The organism is Bartonella sp. Raccoon60, assembly GCF_002022585.1.
GTDB classification, from domain to species: Bacteria; Pseudomonadota; Alphaproteobacteria; order Rhizobiales; family Rhizobiaceae; genus Bartonella; species Bartonella rochalimae.
On sequence record NZ_CP019786.1, the window covers coordinates 1,498,309 to 1,518,518 of the forward strand.

Here is a 20,210-nt window from a genome sequence, read left to right on the forward strand (position 1 = left end):
TTTTAGAAAACATTTCCTTTTTTATTTTTATACGATGATTTCATCAAGAAGTGCGTCAAGTTTTTCAGGAAGCAATTTAAAGATCTTGGCTTTTTTTATATAAATGAGAAGAGCATGCATATTTTTATCAGGATAGATAGTTTGCAACAATTTCTGATAAAGTGCCATTTGTAATAAATGATGTTGCTTAATATCGGTATCATTTTCTGGTGAAAGACCGGTTTTGAAATCGGCAAAAAAAACACTATTATGGGTGATACATAAACGGTCAATTTGACCAGAAACCATTTGTTCTTTACCATTAATTTTTATGATACCCATGAGCGCAACTTCAGCATGTGAAAGGTTAGAAAAAAATGGCTTAAGGTCTGGATTATCTAAGATTGTCCAAATATGATGAAGGGCTTTTTCTCTTTGGGTTTTATGCCAATGAGAAGCTTTTGTATTTAAATAGAATTGCGCGTAATCTTGGCGTTTTGTAGGGGGGTAATTGGGCAAATGTTGCAGTAATTGGTGAATAAAATTACCATATTCAATAGAAAAAGTTTTCTTGGTATTTTTTTCTCCTAAGACAGGTGAGATGCTAAAGCGTTCCTTCTGAAGGAAAAATTCAGTTTTGGTATCATTGATTCCTACAACAGAAGGCCTTAGAGGTTTTGATAAGGTTGATTCTGTAGGCACTTTATTATGAAAAAACGCAGGTAAAGGTGGAAAAATTTGGTGAGTTTCACAAGATATTTCTTGATACATTGGTGCTGGACAGGAAGAGGTGATGCAATAACGCCAAGCTGTGATATCTTCTGCAGGACCTTTTATAGGAACAGCATGAGGTTTAAGAGCTTTCTTTACTAATTGCAGCCATGTATTCGGGGTTTCTTTTTGATTCGTATAACCACAAATAATGAGTCGATCTTCGGCGCGTGTCATACCCACATAAAGAAGACGTTTATATTCTTCTTCGGCACATTCTTTTAAACGTGAAAGCACTTTGTCAAAATGTTTTGTATGATGTTGTGCATTTGGGCGCCAGATGAAAACTTGCTTATCTCCTAAGGAGCATTTAAGAAAGTGTGGTGCATATTGCGGATGCCATATTGCACTCCCTGGATCGACTAAAAAGACAACTGCTCCTTCAAGCCCTTTTGCGGCGTGAACCGTCATAATTCTTACTTCTTCACAATTTTGATCAAGTTCACGTTTGATTTCTGGTTCATTGATACTCAATATTTCCAAAAAGGCTTGTAATCCTGGTAATCCAGTTTTTTGAATAGTGAGTGTGTGATCTATAAAAGCATCGAGGACTTCATTTGCTTCAATTCCTAAACGAGCAATGATTTTCTGTCGTCCTTTATCGTTGTTGAGAATATAACTATAAAATTCAAAAACGGGCATTTTATCAACTAAAGTTCGATATGTGTTAAGACGCTCAAAAATAATTTTAAAAACGGCATGCGATGAAGAATGAGTTGAAAGGCTTTCCCAAAGAGAGCCTGTACGTTGAACGGCAAGTTGATAAAGTTCGTTTTCACTAAGCGAAAAAAGTGGACTTTTTAAAACACAGGCCAGGGAAAGATCATCTTGCGGTTGCAAAACAAAACGGGCAAGCGCCATTAAATCACGCACACTAATATGGGTTGTTAATTGTAAACGATCAGCACCAGCGACAGGAACATGACGGAGTTTGAGTGCACGAGAAAGGGCAGGAACAAATTGATCACGTTTACGAACCAAAACCATAATATCACCAGCACGCAGTAAACGTTTTTTTGCTGGGAGCATTTCACCATTTTTCAACCAATTAGAAATGGTTTCGGCAATTTTTTCTGCTAAACATATTTGGGGTGTATCCAGATGATCAACAGTTGAGAGCCAATCATCAGGAAATTCGTTTGTTTTTTTGGAGATGGCATCCCATATAATAACGTCGCCTGGACTATGAACACGGATAGGTTCATGGACTGTCTTTACGTGTTCTGCTGAAAGTCCTTTGTAATTTTCGGGTGATTCAAAGACAAGATCAACGCTTTTAAGGACATCGGCTGTAGAGCGAAAAGAATAATTGAGTTGTATTTTTTCAAATTTTTGTTCAACTTGTTTAACTTTTTTTTGAATTATTCGGCCATTTTCAGCAAAATTTTCTAGTACAGCTCCTTGAAAAGAATAAATAGATTGTTTTTCATCACCAACAGCAAAAACAGTACGTGTATTTGTACGTTGACTGTGACCTGTAAAAAACTCTTGCGCTAAAAGTTGAATAATTTGCCATTGCTTAGGATTGGTATCTTGTGCTTCATCTAGTAAAATATGATCAATTCCACGGTCGAGTTTATATTGTACCCACTGGCTTGCACCTTTATGCTGCAATAAATAGAGAGTACGTTCAATGAGGTCGTCAAAATCTAAGAGGTTATTGGCTTTTTTTAAATCCGTATAGATTTTGAGATAAATATCACAAAGCTGAAAAGCTGCTATGTTAAGTGTAACAAGTTTGACACATTGATATTTGTCTAAAAGAAGAGGAAGCTGATTTTGTTTGTCTTCGATTTCTTTTTCGATAAAAGGCCAGACTTCGTCTGATTTTTTAGAAAATAAGCGCGAAAAATCACGTGGTTTTCCTGATTTTTCAAAATAAATATTTGAAACAAGGTTGATGATATTTGTTTCATCAGATGATGTTGCTAACTGTAAAAATTTCTCGATTATATCTTTGTTTTTTGGGGTGCTATGGGTTTGATAATATTTTATTGCGTAAGAAGGAAGTGCCGCAATTTGTTGAATTTTATCGAGCAGTCGTTGGTTTGTGTCATCCGGTGCTAAATTAAAAAATGCACAGAATTGTTCTGTTCCATTTTCAGAGAAGATGAAAGGTAAGAACTCAGATAATTCATGTTGTTTTTGAGTTGCTTCATAGAGCAATTGATTGAGTGTATTTTCACTGATAATTTTAAATAATTCTTTTAACGCTAATTGCGCATCACGATGGATTAAAAGTTTGCGACGGGCTTGCTGTAGTAATTTTTTCCGATTTATATCATCTAACAGTTCAAAATGGCCAGCAATATTCGCTTCTAGTGGAAATTGATGTAATAAAGATTCACAAAATGCATGAAAAGTTTGAATTTTTAGGCCGCCTGGTGTTTCAAGAGCGCGGGCGAATAATTGACGGGCATTGGCAAGTTTTTGTGTATTAACGGGTTTATTTTCAAGCTTTGATAAAATTGTTTGAAGCTGTTTGTCATCAAGCCCACTCCAATTGGATAGTGTACGAAAAATACGCGATTGCATAACAGAAGCGGCTGCGTTGGTATAGGTAAGACATAAAATACGTGCTGGAGGTGTTCCATTTAAAAGTAAGCGGATGACACGTTCAGTTAAAACATGGGTTTTTCCAGATCCTGCATTCGCAGAAACCCATACACTTGTTGTCGGATCTGTGGCTTTTGCTTGTGTATCAAGAGCTGTTTGAGGAATAGAAAAAAGAGTCATGATTGATCCGCTTTATCGAAACCAATAGACCATTCCAATAATCGAGCTAGATGGTCATAGTCGCCTTCATAAGATTTTTTTAAGGGAACTGCATGTGAAAGATAACCTTGTTGTGGATTCTGATAATAATTGATCAATGAAATAAGATACTTCCATGCTTTTTTACCAAGAGAGATTGCGTTTTCTTGATCTTTTGTTTTTTTATTTATAATGGCTATAGGTTTAATTGTCCCTTTTCCTTTTAAGGAAATGTAAAGTAAATTAGAGGGAGTAAGACCCTTAAAATCTACAAAGGCTCCTTGCATTAATAAAGCTGTTTCTAATGCTAATTGTGGAGAAAATAAGTTAATAACCTGTGTCGATGAAGGGGGAGTGCTGGTTTTAAAATCAATGATTTCAACTGTTTTATCTGGCAAAATATCAAGACGATCTGCACGTCCTGAAAGAGTTACTCCTGTTTCTCCTATGAGGGTGTTTTGAGCAATAACTTCAGCATATCGTTCTCGTGATCCAAGGCTTTGTTCCCATTGAATCAGAAAGGGAGCAAGATTTTCAAAATTTAGCCACCAAATTATTTCAATATCAGGAGGTAAATTTAATTTATCAAATTCTTTACGTCCAATGGTGAGTAATATCTCGAGCATATTAGTAGCATTTTGATTTTTTATTTGTGTGCAAAAGGCAGCAAGAATAGCATGATAAAGTGTTCCACGCTCAGCTGAACAAGGATCGTGGATGAGTGGTTTAAGTGGTTTGAGTCGTAAGATTTTTTTTGCATAAATGGCATAAGGATCATGCCGTAATGTTTCTATTTCTGTGACTGAAAAATGGCGTGGACGCATATCAAGTGGTGGTACAGGGCAAGGCCGTTCCGCAGGGATGGTGCTCTTTGTATTATCCAGCATTTTTGCCCAATGAAGGAAGAGTTCTCCTCGTGTGCAGATTTGCTTCCAAACTTGTTTGCCTATAACGGTTTCTAAACGTTGTAGCCAACGTGATGGAACAGAAGGAGTATGATTGACACGTGTAGCTCGACTCATAATCACTTGATCCATTCCCATCGCCCACTGAAAATCATGAGCCGAAAGGCCAATACGTTGTTCTGGTGGTTCAAGAGTTAAAGTCATTTTCATTGGCCGTGATAAAAAAGCGTCATTGTGGGTTTTTATCGGCCATGATCCCTCATTTAAACTACCTATGACCACTGTATTAACGGTTTGCAAACGCGATTCCAAAGTTCCCCAGATGAACAAACGTGGATGTCCTCCAGGGGAAGGACTCACAGAACGGGTGGCCATCAGAGCTGAAAACAGAGCAGGCCATTCATAAAGATGAAATTTTAATCCTGATTGATCACTAACCAATTCACGCAAAAAAGTTGCTAAGGCTTTGCCTGCTTCATTTTGATAAAGATGTGCAAGAGAATTATCAGCATCACGACCAAAATTTTCAAAAACTTCAACAGTTGCTATAACAGCTTCATTGATGCTGCATTCTCTCTCTTGTTTTATTAATGTCACTAAAGGGTCAACTGCTTTGACTAAAAGATGACAAAGAAACTTTGCTTCTTCAATCTTTTGTAAATCAGGCATATAATTCTTAGAAACCTTATGAAAATGTGTTTGCATCCATGTTTTAAAAAATTGGTCACATTCACAAATATTAATCCGGCAAGCATTTCCTCGAAGGACAAGTAATTCAAAATTCTCAGCCATCTCACGCAAATAATTATGATTATATTCTAATGTTGTGAGTGGATGTTTGAGAAGAGAAAGAAAAGCAACGGGATCACCAGATTTAAAAATGTTTTCTAAAAGAAGCCGTAATAGGGTCGCAGGTAATGTTTGTGCAAGTGGCATTTCACCTGAGTCATTGGCTTCAATTCCAAATCTTTGTAATTCAGCTGCTACACGACGTGCTAAATTGCGGTCATTTGTAACAAGTGCTGCAGTTTTTTTAGGATCTTCAATAGCATTGCGTAAGGCAAGAGAAATAGCTAAAGCTTCTTCACGCTCATTGGGAGCTTCAATCAATGACCAATCTGCACAAATATTTTCATAATCATCACGTGTGATTTGAGCCCATAAATCTGTCGTGGAAGCTGGTCGTAATGCTTCCGATAAAAGAGCAGCACGTTGGATTTTTATAGCGCTTTGCTGACCGATTTCGCGGACATGAATGCGTTGACATTTCATGAGAGATAAAAGTTTTTTTAAATGATATTGAGGATGACTAAAAGCAGCAATATGGTCAGAAGGGTTAAAAGTTGTTTTTTCTTTATTGAATGCACCTAAGGTATTCCATTGTATTTCATCCATTTGAAGGTCAAGGCCTGGAAGAATCACAGCTCCTTTTGGTAAACAGGCAATTACTTTTAAAAGATTTGCAATTGTAGGAATAGAGCTTGCTACACCAGCAGCGATAATAGTTTTATGAGGTTGTGTACGGTATAAAATATCTGCATGCATTTTAAATGCTTGATTACGCCATTCAGCAGGATTGCATTGTTGTCTTTCTTTTAAAATTTGTGGCCAGCTTTGTGTTACAATAGTGAGAAAATCTAAGGTTATTTGCCACCATTCGGCAACCATATCGGGTACAATTTCTTTAAGTCTTGACCAATCTACGGATTCTGTTTCTATTTCATCCATCAAGTGTGCTAAATCTTGGGCAAGCCAGATTGCATCAGCAGTCGTGGCAGGAATAAAAACATCTTCTGTGCCAAACATAGACCGTAGATGAGTTGGTAAATTTTCACGCCAAAGGCGAATAAGGCGGGCTAAAAGAAGGAGACGTTCACTTTCTCCAATAGGGGGAGTATTGAGCAAAGTATTTTCATTATTTTCAACAAAAAGAAAACTTTTTTCATTTATATCTCCCAAGGGACATATGGTAGGCAAAAAGCTAGATTTTGTATGGCTTTTTTCGAAAAAAGCTGTTCGTAATGCACGAGCAGCGCGGCGCGTTGGTACATAAATAAGAGTATCAGCAAGAGCGGTTTGGATATCCCCATTTGATGCAAAGTTATCAATAAGAGTTCCAGAGAGAAGTGCATCAACAAAATGAGGCAGAAAAGGAGTTCCGGGGGAAATAGAAAATATACGGGGGGTACGGGTCATTTGACTTCATTGTGATCCATATTATTATATTAATTCTTTTTCACTGTATATTAATTTTTATTCAAGGGGAAACCAAAAAGCTCTGTTTATTTTCATAAAAAGTTGAGCGAAAGTGAATGTGAAGAATGCATAATGACTTCGCATTGTCATGAATGATTGTTGCAGAGAGGATGTTTTTCAGGAATAAAATAATTAAGCGTTTAAAATATCTCTGTTAAGAGCTTCACTTTCTGATAAAAGTCCCATTTCTTGATAAAGGCTTTGTAAGGGAGAAAGAATTGGATGTGAAAGATTACGGATGAGATAATTTTGAAGATGAGGGAGATATTTGAGATAAAATGATTTTCCATCTCGTTGGTGAAGGCGTACAAAAATTCCTAAAATTTTAGAGACCCGCTGAGTTCCTGCAAGCACGTAAAGTTTGCGGAATTCATCTTCATCAAAAGGGCGAGGTGCTTGGTGGCGTACACTGCAATAGGTATTAAAAATTTTATTTTCAAGTTCTGGTGGAATAAAAAGACGGGCATCTTGTGCTAAAGAAACAAGATCATAAACTGTTGGTCCACTTACACCATCTTGAAAATCAATGAGACCAATGCGATCAATACCCTTTTTATGTTCACGCCAAAGAATATTAGGTGAGTGATAATCGCGCATAACAAAGGTATTTTCTCCTTGAGTTAAAAGATCAAGATAAGGTTGCCAGCAGGTAAAAAAAGTTTCACGCTGTTTTATGTTTAAAGTTTTTTTCTGTTGAAAAGGAAGATACCAGTCCAATAATAAGGAAAGTTCTGCTCGCATAGCTTGGCAATCATAGAAGGGTATCTGAAGCTGGAATGTTGCAAATTTCTTTTTTAAAGGCCATGACTTTTGATGAAAAGTAGCAAGCAATTCACTACAAGCAATATAACGCTCTTCTATAGGATTACCTGATTGGTCTAAAAGTCCTTCACATCCAAAATTTTCTAAAATCAAAATACCATTTTCAAGATCTTTGGCAAAAATACGAGGAGCTGAGAAGCCATTCTCTAAAATAATTTGACTAATTCCTACAAATTGGCTGATATCTTTTGCAAGATGTGTTGTTTCTACATAGGAAGAGTCTACATTTTGCGTCATTTGCATAGTTGGTGCATTCATGAGAACTTCTTGATGATTTCCATCATCTAACAGTTCATAAGAACGTGCTGAGGCATCACCAGCTAAAAAGCGACGTTGAATGTGACGACGTCCATGTGTGATTAAAAAGGTACGAATTGCAAAAGATCGTTGCAGGCGTTCAGTAGCATGTTCTGCAGAGTCAAGAGTGATATGACGTCCACATCCTTTGTATTGTAAAGTGATAGCGAAAGTAACCGGTCCTAAAACTTCTGCTCCTTTTTCTGGCCATTCAATGAGTAAAATATTGTCTTTACGTGATTCATGAAGTCCTAACTCATCCATTTCTTCAATGCTCGAAATTCGGTAAAGATCAGCGTGAAGCACTTCAAATTGTGGAAGTTGATAGCTTTGGACAAGAGTGAAAGTAGGACTTGGAATGTCCATAGTACGATTATTGGCAAGTGTACGGATGAGTGCCCGTATAAGAGTTGATTTGCCTGCTCCAAGGTCACCTTGAAAGGTGACAAGATCACCGGATTTTAGAGCAAGAGCTAAATCTTGTGCAAAAAGTATAGTTGCTTCTTCGTTTTCAAGAAAAAAACTAAAATTCATTCGAATGTCCATAAAAGTAATGGGAAAAATTTTACAACGACACAAAAAAACACAGTTATACAACTCCTGTATCTTTTTGATGAGGGAAAAAACACTTAACTGTTGTCCCTTGACCCATACCAGTCAAAATTTCAACGCGTCCATCATGGAGTTCAACAAAGCTTTTAACAAGAGAAAGGCCAAGACCTGCTCCTGCACATCCACCATGATGGGAATGAGAAGTAAAACGTTTGAAAATCCGATCAAGAATATCGGTTGGTATATCAGATCCCTCATTATGAACACTGAAGATTATATAATCGTCTTGTGTATTCGCACAAAATTCAATGATGCTTTTTTCCGTTGCAAAATTAATAGCATTATTCAGAACATTCACAAAAATCTGATGTAACCGTGTTGCATCTGCAGACATAAATTTCAAGGAAGGAGAAATGTTTTGTGAAAGTGTGATGTGACGTCCATGGAGACGTTCCTCTACTCGTGCGACTGCTTGTGCCATTGCCTCAGCAATGTGAACTGGTTTTATATCCAATATCATAATACCTGCATCAAGAGTTGCCAAATCAAGGATATCATTAACAATATTCAAAAGAACACCTGATTCTGAATGAATATAACCAAGATATTCTTGTTGACGCTCATTGGTAGGGCCAAAAATTTGATCACGTAAAATATCAGAAAATCCGATAATATTGGTAAGAGGTGTGCGTAATTCATAAGAAACATGCTGGACAAATTCATTGCGCAGACGATCAGCTTTTTCTAAGGCCTCATTCTTTTCTTGTAGGGCTCGTGCGATATGGACAGTGTCAGTGACATTAACAAATGTAAGCATTGTTTGTCCATTAGGTAAAGGTGCAAGTGTATAATCAATTATTATTCCACTTTTTAAATCTATGCGGCCTGAATAGGTATCACGTTTTTCAGCAAAACCAGTAATGAATTGTGCAAATTGTTTCCATTCTTCTCCTATTGTTAAAGCAGAACAGTGGTTTTGTAATTCGGTAATATGCGTTCCTTCTACAGGCAAATTATGAGGGAGCGACCACAATTTCGATAAAGCTGGGTTTGATAAACGCAAACGTCCATCAGTACCGAAAACAACAACTCCTTCAGATAGTTTGTCAAGTGTTTCACCTTGTATTTTAATGAGTGTATTATAACGTCGTTCAAGATCAATTTTTTCTGTAAGATTTTCATAAAGCCAGGTAATACCTCCTTGAGGATGAGGACTAGAAATGACACGTACTGTACGTCCATCAGGAAGATTCCAAATTTGTTGATTCGATTCTGTTTGTTGATAAGCTTTAAAAAGCTCTTCTTTCCACGCATGCCAATCAGGATGTTCACCGATAAAACCTTTCTCACGCAAACGTTCTAGAAGCAATGAATGACTTGGTTCACTTTCTAGAAAAGAAATTTCCAATGGCCATAAAATTTTAAAAGCATGATTGCAAAATTTTAATTTTTGGTTGGCATCAAAAATTGCTACAGCCGTTGAAATTTGATCGAGTGTTTCACAATGATTTTGAAGAATTCTCTTCATTTCTTTGGCAAGATTTTCATACGCGCTATCATCACGCGCAAAGGCTGCCATTCCTTCTTTTGTTGTGATACGTGTGAGATGAAAATGGTGTCGTTCTCCTTTAACTACTGTATAAATATGCTTTTGAAAAATTGCTTCTGTTTCATCTGTTTTGCATTGCGTTGTTTCATTGAAAGGATCAACAATATTATTCTTTTCTTGAAAATTCGTCATTTCCCGAAAAGCGCGGTTGGTAAAGCAAATTTTCCCTTCACAATCTCGAATCCACACTGGTTCTTGAATATGATCAAGAAGATTACGTTGCATTTTCAATTCCGTGAGGATTTGGATTGCTTCTTTCTGTAATCGGATATTTTCACTCTGCTGTGCTGAAATATCTTGAAACCGCACAATAGCAGCTGTTCCAGCGATAATTCCTGTAACTTGCAAGAATATTTTAGTTATAGTCGTGACGGAAAATTCAAAAGAGCAACAGTTACAACGTAGCTGGGTGAGTGCTTGATCAAGTTGCTGCAAAGAGCTTTTTTCAAGCCATTTTTCAAAATGCTGAAAATCTTTTTTATGAATACCTGCTTTTTGCAATGTGGGAATATTACCAATTATACGGGGTAAGGCTGTTGGATTGTCCCAAATAAAGAGGCACTGACCTGTTTCTTCAAGAAGCCATTCATAATGTTTGAGTTTTTCAGAAAAATGAGCCTGGATCATTATCCAAGATTTCCGTAAAGCTCTTTTTGTATTTATAATAACTATGATACAGATCAGAAATGACGCGCAAGCAATACTGCTAAAGATCAGTATAATAAGCCATGGTTCATTTGGCCAAGCGAAAAAAGTAAACAAATGAAATACTGAGGTTTGAGTGACAGCATATACTAGAAATAAAAGAAATAAGAGAAAAAAAACACCAACACAAATTTGAGTAATTTTTTTTATTTTTTCTTTGAATGTATAGTCACCAAAGCTATGCATAATGCGTCTTTTTTCTTTGTACTAAGACAATATCCTAATAACGATAATGTTCTGGCTTATAAGGTCCCTGTAAGGGAACCCCAATATAAGCGGCTTGTTCTTCCGATAAAACGCTTAATTTTATTTTTAGCCGATCAAGATGAAGACGCGCAACTTTTTCATCAAGATGTTTAGGTAAACACGTTACTTCATTTTTATAATTTTTTGCATTAGTAAACAGCTCAATCTGCGCTAATACTTGATTAGTAAATGAAGCGGACATGATAAAAGAAGGATGGCCTGTGGCATTACCAAGATTTAACAAACGTCCTTCAGATAATAAAATTATGCGTTTGCCATCAGGAAAAGTAATCATATCAACTTGTGGTTTAATATTTGTCCATGGTAGATTTCTGAGAGCTGATACTTGTATTTCATTGTCAAAATGACCAATATTTCCTAGAATACACATATCTTTAATTTGTCGCATATGTTCTAAGCGGACAACATCTTTATTTCCAGTAGTTGTTATAATAATATCAGCGCTAGAAGCTGCATCTTCCAAAGTAACAACTTCATAGCCATCCATAGCGGCTTGAAGAGCGCAAATTGGATCAATTTCTGTTATTTTTACACGTGCTCCAGCGCCTGAAAGAGAAGCTGCTGAACCTTTACCAACGTCACCATAACCACAGATAATAGCTATTTTACCTGCTATCATCACATCCGCTCCACGCCTGATACCATCGACTAATGATTCCTTACATCCGTATCTATTATCAAATTTTGATTTTGTAACGCTATCATTGACATTAATAGCAGGAAAAAACAAAAGTCCTTTTTTCTGTAATTGATAAAGGCGGTGTATTCCCGTTGTAGTCTCTTCGCTTACACCTTTGATTGCTGCGCGCTGACGCGTAAAAAATCCCGGTGTGAGAGCTATACGTTTTTGAATTTGTTTGAAAAATAATTCTTCCTCTTCTGTTTTAGGATTCGATAGGATGTTTTTGTTTTCCTCTGCACAGCTACCTATTAAAATATAGTTAGTAGCATCGCCTCCATCATCTAATATAAGATTAGAAAGTTTACCATCAGGCCATTGAAAAATTGCATCAATATAGGTCCAATATTCTTCAAGTGTTTCTCCCTTGATTGCGAAGACTGGGATTCCCGTAGCTGCAATAGCTGCTGCTGCATGATCTTGTGTAGAAAAAACATTACTAGAGCTCCATCGTATATCAGCACCAATTGCTTTTAATGTTTCAATCAAGACGCCTGTTTGAATGGTCATGTGTAATGAACCAGAAATACGTGCTCCACGTAAAGGTTGACTGGAAGAAAATTCTTTACGGCAAGCCATTAAACCAGGCATTTCCGTTTCTGCAATATCAAGTTCTTTACGACCATAAGCAGCTAGTGCGATATCTTTGATAACATAATCTTGAGCCGTCATTTTTGTTCTTTCAAAATTATTTTTCCAGAACGGTAGGAGAAATTAAAAAGAAATGCAAGCAAATACAAATATTTGTCTAAATGAAAAAAAATTTTAAATGTTCATTAGTTTATGGAACAAATGTGTATTAACATTTTAAATGGTGGTGTGAGAAGCGAACCAGAAAATTTTAAAGTTCTTTAGATGCAAGAAAAAATCATTATAAAATTTTATTTTGAGAAAAATGTAAAACTTACAGATATTTCAAGATCTTTAAATTTTTTTCTTTTTTATAGGAAAATAAATGAGCTCACAAAATCGAAGTGTATTAAATTGATAAATTATGAGAAAACTGTCCTTGCGGACGGAATCGCCACAGATAACTTGGTAAAATAGCTGCCATTGATTTAGGCGTAATTCCTACTCCCTCTAAAGTATATCCATTATCTTTAGCCTCTTGAGAAACAATATGATCTTTTTGTAAAAAGCGTATTTGATTAGCTGTTACGAGTTTTGGAAAGAGGGGTACTTTGCCAAGAGTTCCGAAGAAACCTCCGATAAAAAGTCCCATAGCCAGAGGTAGAGGAAGTGTTCTTCTTTTGCGGTGAATAACTTTTAATATCTCTTCAAGAGTATTTTGGAATGTAAGAACTTTGGGCCCACCAAGGTCATAATTTTTGCCTAAAACAACACGCTTCTCTAAAGCATATACAACAAATTTAGCAATATCACCAACATAAACAGGTTGCAATTTACTTTGCCCCCCACCAAAAAGTGGCATAATTGGCATAAAACGAGAGAAATTTGCTAAAAAATTAAAAAAACAATCTTCTGGTCCGAAAATAACAGATGAACGCATAATAACTGCTTGAGAATGCGTATTACGAACAATCTGTTCGCTTATAGCTTTAGCGCGTGCATAAGAAAATGAGGCATTTTCATCGGAAATAAGTGTTGACATATAGATGAGAGGAATACCAGCTTTAGCTGTTAATTCAGAAACATGTTTCGCACCATCAACTTGTATATTTTGAAAATTCGGCTTGTTTGTTTGGGCTAAGCTTCCAGGAAGAAAAACTGCACCATCTGTTCCCAATAATGCATGCTCAACTGAAGTATAATTTCTGACGTCAGTTTTAAGCATCTGTGTTTGTCCTACTTCGCCTATTTGTAACATATAATAAGCTTTTTGTGGACAACGTACAGCAATACGTACTCGATAACCTCGCTTTGTTAAGGCTTCTACAACATGCCGTCCTACAAAACCGGATCCGCCAAAAACAGTGATAAGTTTAGGTTTTTGATAAAGGGCGTAATCAAGTTTCATGATCAAAAATCCTGTCATTAAGGCGCTAAAAACACCTGGTTGTTACTAACATGGGGGCGTTTGATTGTCACGCAAAATATCACCAGCAAGGTACAAAGAACCACCAATGAGGACAATTGCTTTTTTATATTCTGAGCTAATTTTGTGAAATGCAGCTTGTAGATTAGCCTGTGGATTAGCGATAAGCCCTGCTTTTTGAGCTAATTCTGCTAAAATTTTGGGACAAATACCTGCATTACTGGAAATTAAAGGAACTGTATACACTTTCTTGACAAGATTGACCAAAGGGCGAAAATAACCAACGCTGTCTTTAGTATTAAGCATGCCAGCAATCATTACAATGGGGCAATTTGATTTTTCTTTCCACTGGGTTAATATTTTTGCGATGGCTTTTCCAGCGGCAGAGTTATGACCACCATCTAGCCATAAATCAAAATCGGGAGGAAGTTGATTGACCAATTTCCCGTGAGTCAGATGTTGCATCCGTGCTGGCCAATAAAGATTTTGTAAAGCGTTGCTTATGACTTGTTCTGAGAGTTGAAAACCTGCTTGGTAAATTGCCTCAATAGCAGCACCGGCGTTGTCAATTTGATGAGCACCAATAAGCTTAGGGAGCGGGAGATCCATTAGGCCTTGATTATTTTGAAATACCATACGTCCGTATTCTTCATAGCTTTGATAATCTTGGTTAAAAAGGTAGTAGGGTGCTTTATTTTTGACAGCAAGATCACTGAGAAAAGAATAAGTTATTTCATGATCTTGTTTACCAATGACTACAGGAACTTCTGGTTTAATAATTCCTCCTTTTTGAAAAGCAATTTGTTCAATTGTGTTACCAAGAAAAGATTCATGATCATAATCAATAGGCATGATAAGCGATACAGCTGGCTTGTTAATGATATTTGTGGCATCAAAACGTCCTCCCAATCCAACTTCTAAAATAATGACATCAGCTGGGTGCGTGCTAAACAACATAAAAGCAGCAGCCGTAAAAACTTCAAAAATAGTGATAGGTTCGTTGCAATTTACTTCTATAATTTGATGAATTGTTTTGCTTAATAGGCTATCTGTGACAAATTGGCTGCCTCCTTTGTGATTGAGTCGAAAACGCTCATTCCAATTAACTAAGTGAGGAGAGCTGTATACATGAACACGATAGCCTGCACTCTCTAAAAGAGCACGACAAATAGCTGAAGCAGATCCTTTACCATTTGTTCCAGCAATATGAATAATAGGAGCAAGATTTAAATGTGGGTTATCAAGACATTTTAAAAGACGTGAAATACGCTCTAAAGAAAGATCACACTTTCGCGGACAGATTTTTAGTAAATCATCTATCACTTTTTGCATGCAGCTTTTTTTCATAATTTAATAGATTTGGCTTCAGAAATCAGTTTTTGCAGATTGAATGGATGATGGATTAGAAGATTTAGAAATTGCAGGACTTTTTGTCATTAAACGTAAAAGCCGCGCAATAGTAGTTTTCATTTCCAAACGAGAAACAACCATATCAATCATACCATGTTCAAAGAGATATTCACTACTTTGGAAACCTTCAGGCAATGTTTCACGAATTGTTTGTTGAATAACACGTGGTCCTGCAAAGCCAATCATAGCACCAGGTTCAGCAATATGGATATCACCTAGCATAGCATAAGAAGCAGTAACACCACCAGTGGTAGGATTGGTAAGAACCACAATATAAGGTAGTTTTTCTTCTTTTATCATTTCAATTGCTACTGTTGTGCGTGGCATTTGCATCAATGATAATGTTCCTTCTTGCATTCTTGCTCCACCTGAAGCTGCGAAAAGAACTAAAGGGCACTTCTCTTGAATGGCAGTATGAAAAGCTTTTATAATAGCTTCTCCTGCAGCCATGCCAAGTGATCCACCCATAAACGCGAAATCTTGAACAGTAGCAATAATTGGTAAACCTTCAATAGTTCCTCGTGCATTTAGAATATTATCATCAACACCAAGCTTAGAACGATAATCTTTTAACCGGTCAATATAACGTTTTTCATCGCGAAATTTTAATGGATCTATGACAACTTTTGGATTTTCAATCAGTGTATAAATGCCATCATCAAAGAAATGCATGAGGCGATTTTTAGCACTAATACGCATATGATAGCCAGAATTAGGAATCACATATTGATTAGCTTCCAGATCTTTATGGAAGACCATTTGACCATTGGTGGGATCTTTGACCCATAGATTATCCGGAATTTCACGATGTCCTAATATGGAATTGATTTTAGGACGAACATAATTTGTAATCCAGTTCATCTTTGTCGCCTCTCTATGAAATGTTATACACCTTATGTGTGGGTTGAGGGAATGTAGGACCGAATAGTGAAGCTTATCTTTCTCCAAATAAACAATAAATTACTTCATTTAATGCGATGATAATAGCTCAAATAAAAATTTTTCTATAATTAAGATAATTTATTTTGTTAGTTTTTTATTTTAATGTCAAATTGCATTGCGGTACGATTATGCGAGAAATTGGCAATAATGACTTTAATTATAAGGAATTTTTGAGAAAATATAATAGGTCAATCTTTTATTCTGAAATTTATTACTTCAATAATTTTAAGATGGCATATTCTAAATTTAAGCCTATTTTTTCTCAGCTTATAAAATTGTTTGAAGTCGTGTTGGTTTTATAAAAATATATTTCTTTTCCTTATTTTAATGAATCAAGTGTTATTGTTTCAGTGTAATGGATGTAGATTTTTGGCGTGAAAGCATTTTGTGTAAATGTGTCATAAAGGCAGCTGCAAAAAGCGGCGTGACCAAATTAAGGATAGGAATAGAAACAAAAAACGCTATCAATAAACCTGCACAAAAAACAGTGGTATGATGAGTCCGTAAAAAAGCATGAGCTTCTTGTTTAGATCGAAAACGATAAGCAGCAAAGGCGAAATATTGACGGCCAAAAAGATAGCCATTAATTATATAAAAGGCAAGTAAATTAATATTCGGTATAAAAAACAAGAAAAAAGCAATTACATTTCCGAAAAGACTTAAGATAATAAATTTCAAAGCAAAAATAACAGAATATCCAAATGACATAGCTTGTCCAGTAGGCTCATTTGGATAATCTTCTTTTTCAATAATTTCAGCAGCGTTATCAATAAAAAAACTGCCAATCATTGCTGTGATTGGAGCAATAAAAAAGGCGATTAATAAAGACAAACCAAGATTAAAAATAATCAGTATGCTTAACTCTGCCCATTCTGCCCATTCTGCCCAATTGGTTAATCTAGGAACAAAATGAGCAATCCAAAGCCAAAAGTAGGACATAAAAAACTGACGTGTACATGACCATATAATAACAAAGACGATAAAAGTAAGTCCTAACACTTTCCATATCATTGAGCGATATTTCTGACTAAAAAGGCGTTGTAGAGCGTAATAAGCAGCAGTAAAAATCATGAGCAATAAGTGAGAAATGAAGAATAAAAAACGAGAGATAGAGTAAAGAGTATTTTATATTATAATATTTATCGTGTAAATTATATTTTTAGGATTAATCGTTTTCATTGAGAATAGGATTCTATTCGTTATTCATGAGTGGTAGCAAGAGAAGAAAAAAATGATACAATAATATTTACCAATTTTTCAGCTACTTTTTGTTTACTCATACGTGGCCAATGTTCGATATTGTTTTTGCTTACGAAAAAAATTTCATTTGTATCAGAACCCATGACGTTTTTACCATCTGCATTAAAAGAAACATTATTAGCAAGAATGAAGTCTGCTCCTTTTTGAATACATTTTTTTTGTGCATTAGCAATGATATTGCACGTTTCAGCAGCAAAGCCAATCACAAGTGGAGGACGATTTGGAGCATGACCGATTGTAGCTAAAATGTCAGGATTTTCAACCATGTGCAAAGAAAATGGTGTTTGATTGGATTCCTTTTTTATTTTCTGCAAAGATTGTGTTTGACTGCGCCAATCACAAACAGCAGCAACAAAAATAGCACCATCAGCGGGGAGTGATTCTTGTACGGCTTGTAACATTTGGCAAGCTGTTTTCACATGAATAGTTTTTACTCCTCCTGGATCCATAAGATCAACAGGACCACAAATAAGTGTCACAGTTGCACCTAAGTTAGCTAAGGCTATTGCAATGGCATGTCCTTGTTTACCTGATGAGCTATTAGCTAGATAACGCACTGGGTCAATTGGTTCATGAGTAGGTCCAGAAGTTACAATAAAGTGACGACCACAAAGTGATTTTTTTTGTGCACCCAAAAGTGCTTCTGTTGAAGCTACAATGGTTAGAGGCTCACTCATACGTCCACAACCTCTTTCGTTTTGTTCAGCCATTTCGCCTACTTCTGGTCCTATCATGTGGACTCCATCTGCACACAATTTTGCAATGTTACGAATAGTCGCTGGGTGTGTCCACATAGCTGGATTCATTGCAGGAGCAATTAAAAGTGGACAATGCGCTGCTAAGATGGCGCAATTAGCTAAATCATCCGCTATTCCAGTGGCTATTTTTGCAATACGATTTGCAGTGGCTGGAGCTACAATAATTAAATCAGCCTGACGCGCTAATCGGATATGAGCGACATCTTGTTCTTCTTCACGTGAAAATAAATCGTTATATACATGACCACCATTGAGAACTTCAGCAGCTAGAGGGGTAATAAATTTTTGAGCTGCTTTTGTCATAATAATGTTTAAATGGGCTCCACGTTCTCGCAAACGGCGAATTAAATCAAGTGCTTTATAGGCTGCAATACTGCCACCAATAATAAGAAGAATTGATTTTGATTTTAATGATTGTTGTTCAACAGTGTTTACTTTTTGTTGTGATATAATGGATGTTTTTGCGAGATTATTTAATATGTGAAGAGTTTCTTCTTCTATAGAAATACCATTTTGCGCAGCGCGTACACGCAGAAATTCTTGAATCTCAAGTGATACATTTCGAAGGGTAATATTCGCCATAATATATCTCCGAAATATTAAAATGATAGAAATAGTTTCATAATTGTATCTCCTTTAATATTTTAATATATTGCGTAAGTTAGAAAGAAGGAAAAAGAAAAAAAGTGATAAAAAGCAAACAAAAAGCAATAATGAATAAGCTATAGCGACCATAACGGTTATTGCGGCTTTGTTCAAAAGCAAGTTGTTTAAGTGTAGCAGGAGAAAGATAAAGTCCTGTCTTTGTCATTTTACTTAACCCTTCTTCTATCTGTTGGAAATTTTGTATCAATTGTGGAGTTTGACGTACAAGTGAAAGCAATCCTTGTGTTCCTTCACTCATATCTTTTACAAGTCCGATCGGTCCTAAGTTTTTGCTAATCCATTCTTTGACAATTGGTTCAGAGGCTTTCCACATGTTAAAATCTTGATCTAATGAGCGTGCTACTCCTTCAACAACCACCATGGTTTTTTGCAGTAATAAGAGTTCAGGCCGCGTTTTCATATCAAATAGTTCAGTAACTTCAAATAAGAGTGTAAGCAATTTGGCCATAGAAATACTTTGTGCGGATTGTCCATGAATAGGTTCACCAATAGCTCGGTTGGCTTGAGCAAAACTCTCAATATTATGATGTGATGGGACATAACCTGCTTCAAAATGAGCGTATGCTACACGATGATAATCGCGAGTAATAAAACCGTAAAGAATTTCAGCAAGAAAATGCTTTTCTTTTTTTCCAAGCCGTCCTGTGATTCCTAAATCAACCGCAACAATACATCCTTGTGGATCAACAAATAAATTACCAGGATGCATATCAGCATGAAAAAAGCCATCACGTAAAGTATGACGGAGAAAAGATTGAATGAGTGTAATGGCTAAAGCTTTTAAATCAAAACCAGCTTTTTTAAGTTCTGGAATATCAGACATTTTTATGCCATCAATCCATTCCATTGTTAAAACATTCCGCCCCGTTCGTTCCCAATCAATTTTGGGTACCCGAAAACCTGCATCATGTTGAGTATTTTCAGCCATTTCTGATATAGCAGCTGCTTCTAAGCGCAAATCCATTTCAATTTGCGTTGTTTGTGCCAAAGTATCAACAACACGAACGGGACGTAAACGTCGAGAGGCAGGTATATAACGTTCTTGTAAATGAGCAATGAGATAAAAACCTTTAAGGTCTTTTGCAAAACGATTTCTAATATTAGGACGGATAACTTTAACGGCGCATTTTTTTTTGTTGCCTGTTTTATCATAGTATTCAGCTGGGTGAACTTGGGCAATAGAAGCTGCTGCAATAGGCGGGTGAAAATCTGTGAATAAATCATTAATAGATTGGCCGAGAGAGTTTTCAATTTGAATAATTGCATCGGCACAAGGAAAAGTTTGAACACGATCTTGGAGTTGAGCTAAGTCTGCTGCAATATCGCGCCCAACAATATCTGGCCGAGTAGCAAGAAATTGACCAAGTTTGACGTAAGATGGGCCAAGTTTATTGATAGCATGTGATATATTTTCAGATCGATGTTTTTTTTTCGTTTTACGTCGTGCTAATACGCTTGCTATACGGTGATATACTGCTGGAAATCCTTGAAGGCCATCACAAGGGAGAGCGCTAATAACACCTTCTCGCGTAAAAACAAATAATGCACGTAAAAGTTGAAAATAGGTAGAAATTTGTACCAT

Annotated in this window: 11 protein-coding genes; all 11 read right to left on the reverse strand. The window is 36.3% G+C overall.

Features of this window, described 5'->3' with window-relative positions:
- Positions 1–27 precede the first annotated feature (27 nt).
- Positions 28–3,486 (reverse strand): double-strand break repair helicase AddA, encoded by a 3,459-nt coding sequence (addA, locus tag Bra60_RS06660; RefSeq protein ID WP_078698181.1) that lies wholly within the window; start codon positions 3,484–3,486, stop codon positions 28–30.
- On the reverse strand, positions 3,483–6,605 hold the full coding sequence (gene addB / locus Bra60_RS06665; RefSeq protein ID WP_078698182.1) for a double-strand break repair protein AddB: 3,123 nt from the start codon (positions 6,603–6,605) through the stop codon (positions 3,483–3,485). Before addB ends, addA begins: the two co-directional genes overlap by 4 nt.
- Positions 6,606–6,797: 192 nt before the next feature.
- Positions 6,798–8,318 (reverse strand): tRNA (adenosine(37)-N6)-threonylcarbamoyltransferase complex ATPase subunit type 1 TsaE, encoded by a 1,521-nt coding sequence (tsaE, locus tag Bra60_RS06670; RefSeq protein ID WP_078698183.1) that lies wholly within the window; start codon positions 8,316–8,318, stop codon positions 6,798–6,800.
- 55 nt (positions 8,319–8,373) lie between these two features.
- The gene (locus tag Bra60_RS06675; RefSeq protein WP_078688163.1) at positions 8,374–10,836 is read right to left on the reverse strand and encodes a PAS domain-containing sensor histidine kinase; all 2,463 of its coding nucleotides are present in this window, start codon (positions 10,834–10,836) and stop codon (positions 8,374–8,376) included.
- Between the two features lie 34 nt (positions 10,837–10,870).
- Positions 10,871–12,268, reverse strand: coding sequence for an adenosylhomocysteinase (gene ahcY / locus Bra60_RS06680; RefSeq protein WP_078698184.1), 1,398 nt, complete (start codon positions 12,266–12,268; stop codon positions 10,871–10,873).
- Positions 12,269–12,575: 307 nt separating this feature from the next.
- On the reverse strand, positions 12,576–13,574 hold the full coding sequence (locus Bra60_RS06685) for a complex I NDUFA9 subunit family protein (RefSeq protein ID WP_078688165.1): 999 nt from the start codon (positions 13,572–13,574) through the stop codon (positions 12,576–12,578).
- 45 nt (positions 13,575–13,619) lie between these two features.
- On the reverse strand, positions 13,620–14,939 hold the full coding sequence (locus tag Bra60_RS06690) for a bifunctional folylpolyglutamate synthase/dihydrofolate synthase (RefSeq protein ID WP_078688166.1): 1,320 nt from the start codon (positions 14,937–14,939) through the stop codon (positions 13,620–13,622).
- An 18-nt stretch (positions 14,940–14,957) separates the two neighbouring features.
- Positions 14,958–15,863 carry an acetyl-CoA carboxylase, carboxyltransferase subunit beta gene (accD, locus tag Bra60_RS06695; protein ID WP_035006380.1) on the reverse strand — a complete coding sequence of 302 codons (906 nt, stop codon included), beginning with the start codon at positions 15,861–15,863 and terminating at the stop codon, positions 14,958–14,960.
- A gap of 420 nt (positions 15,864–16,283) precedes the next feature.
- Positions 16,284–17,015, reverse strand: a complete 732-nt coding sequence (locus tag Bra60_RS06700; protein ID WP_078698185.1) for a sulfate transporter family protein — start codon at positions 17,013–17,015, stop codon at positions 16,284–16,286.
- A 128-nt stretch (positions 17,016–17,143) separates the two neighbouring features.
- Positions 17,144–18,544 (reverse strand): bifunctional phosphopantothenoylcysteine decarboxylase/phosphopantothenate--cysteine ligase CoaBC, encoded by a 1,401-nt coding sequence (coaBC, locus tag Bra60_RS06705; RefSeq protein ID WP_078698186.1) that lies wholly within the window; start codon positions 18,542–18,544, stop codon positions 17,144–17,146.
- Between the two features lie 79 nt (positions 18,545–18,623).
- Positions 18,624–20,210 (reverse strand): 2-polyprenylphenol 6-hydroxylase, encoded by a 1,587-nt coding sequence (gene ubiB / locus Bra60_RS06710; protein ID WP_078688169.1) that lies wholly within the window; start codon positions 20,208–20,210, stop codon positions 18,624–18,626.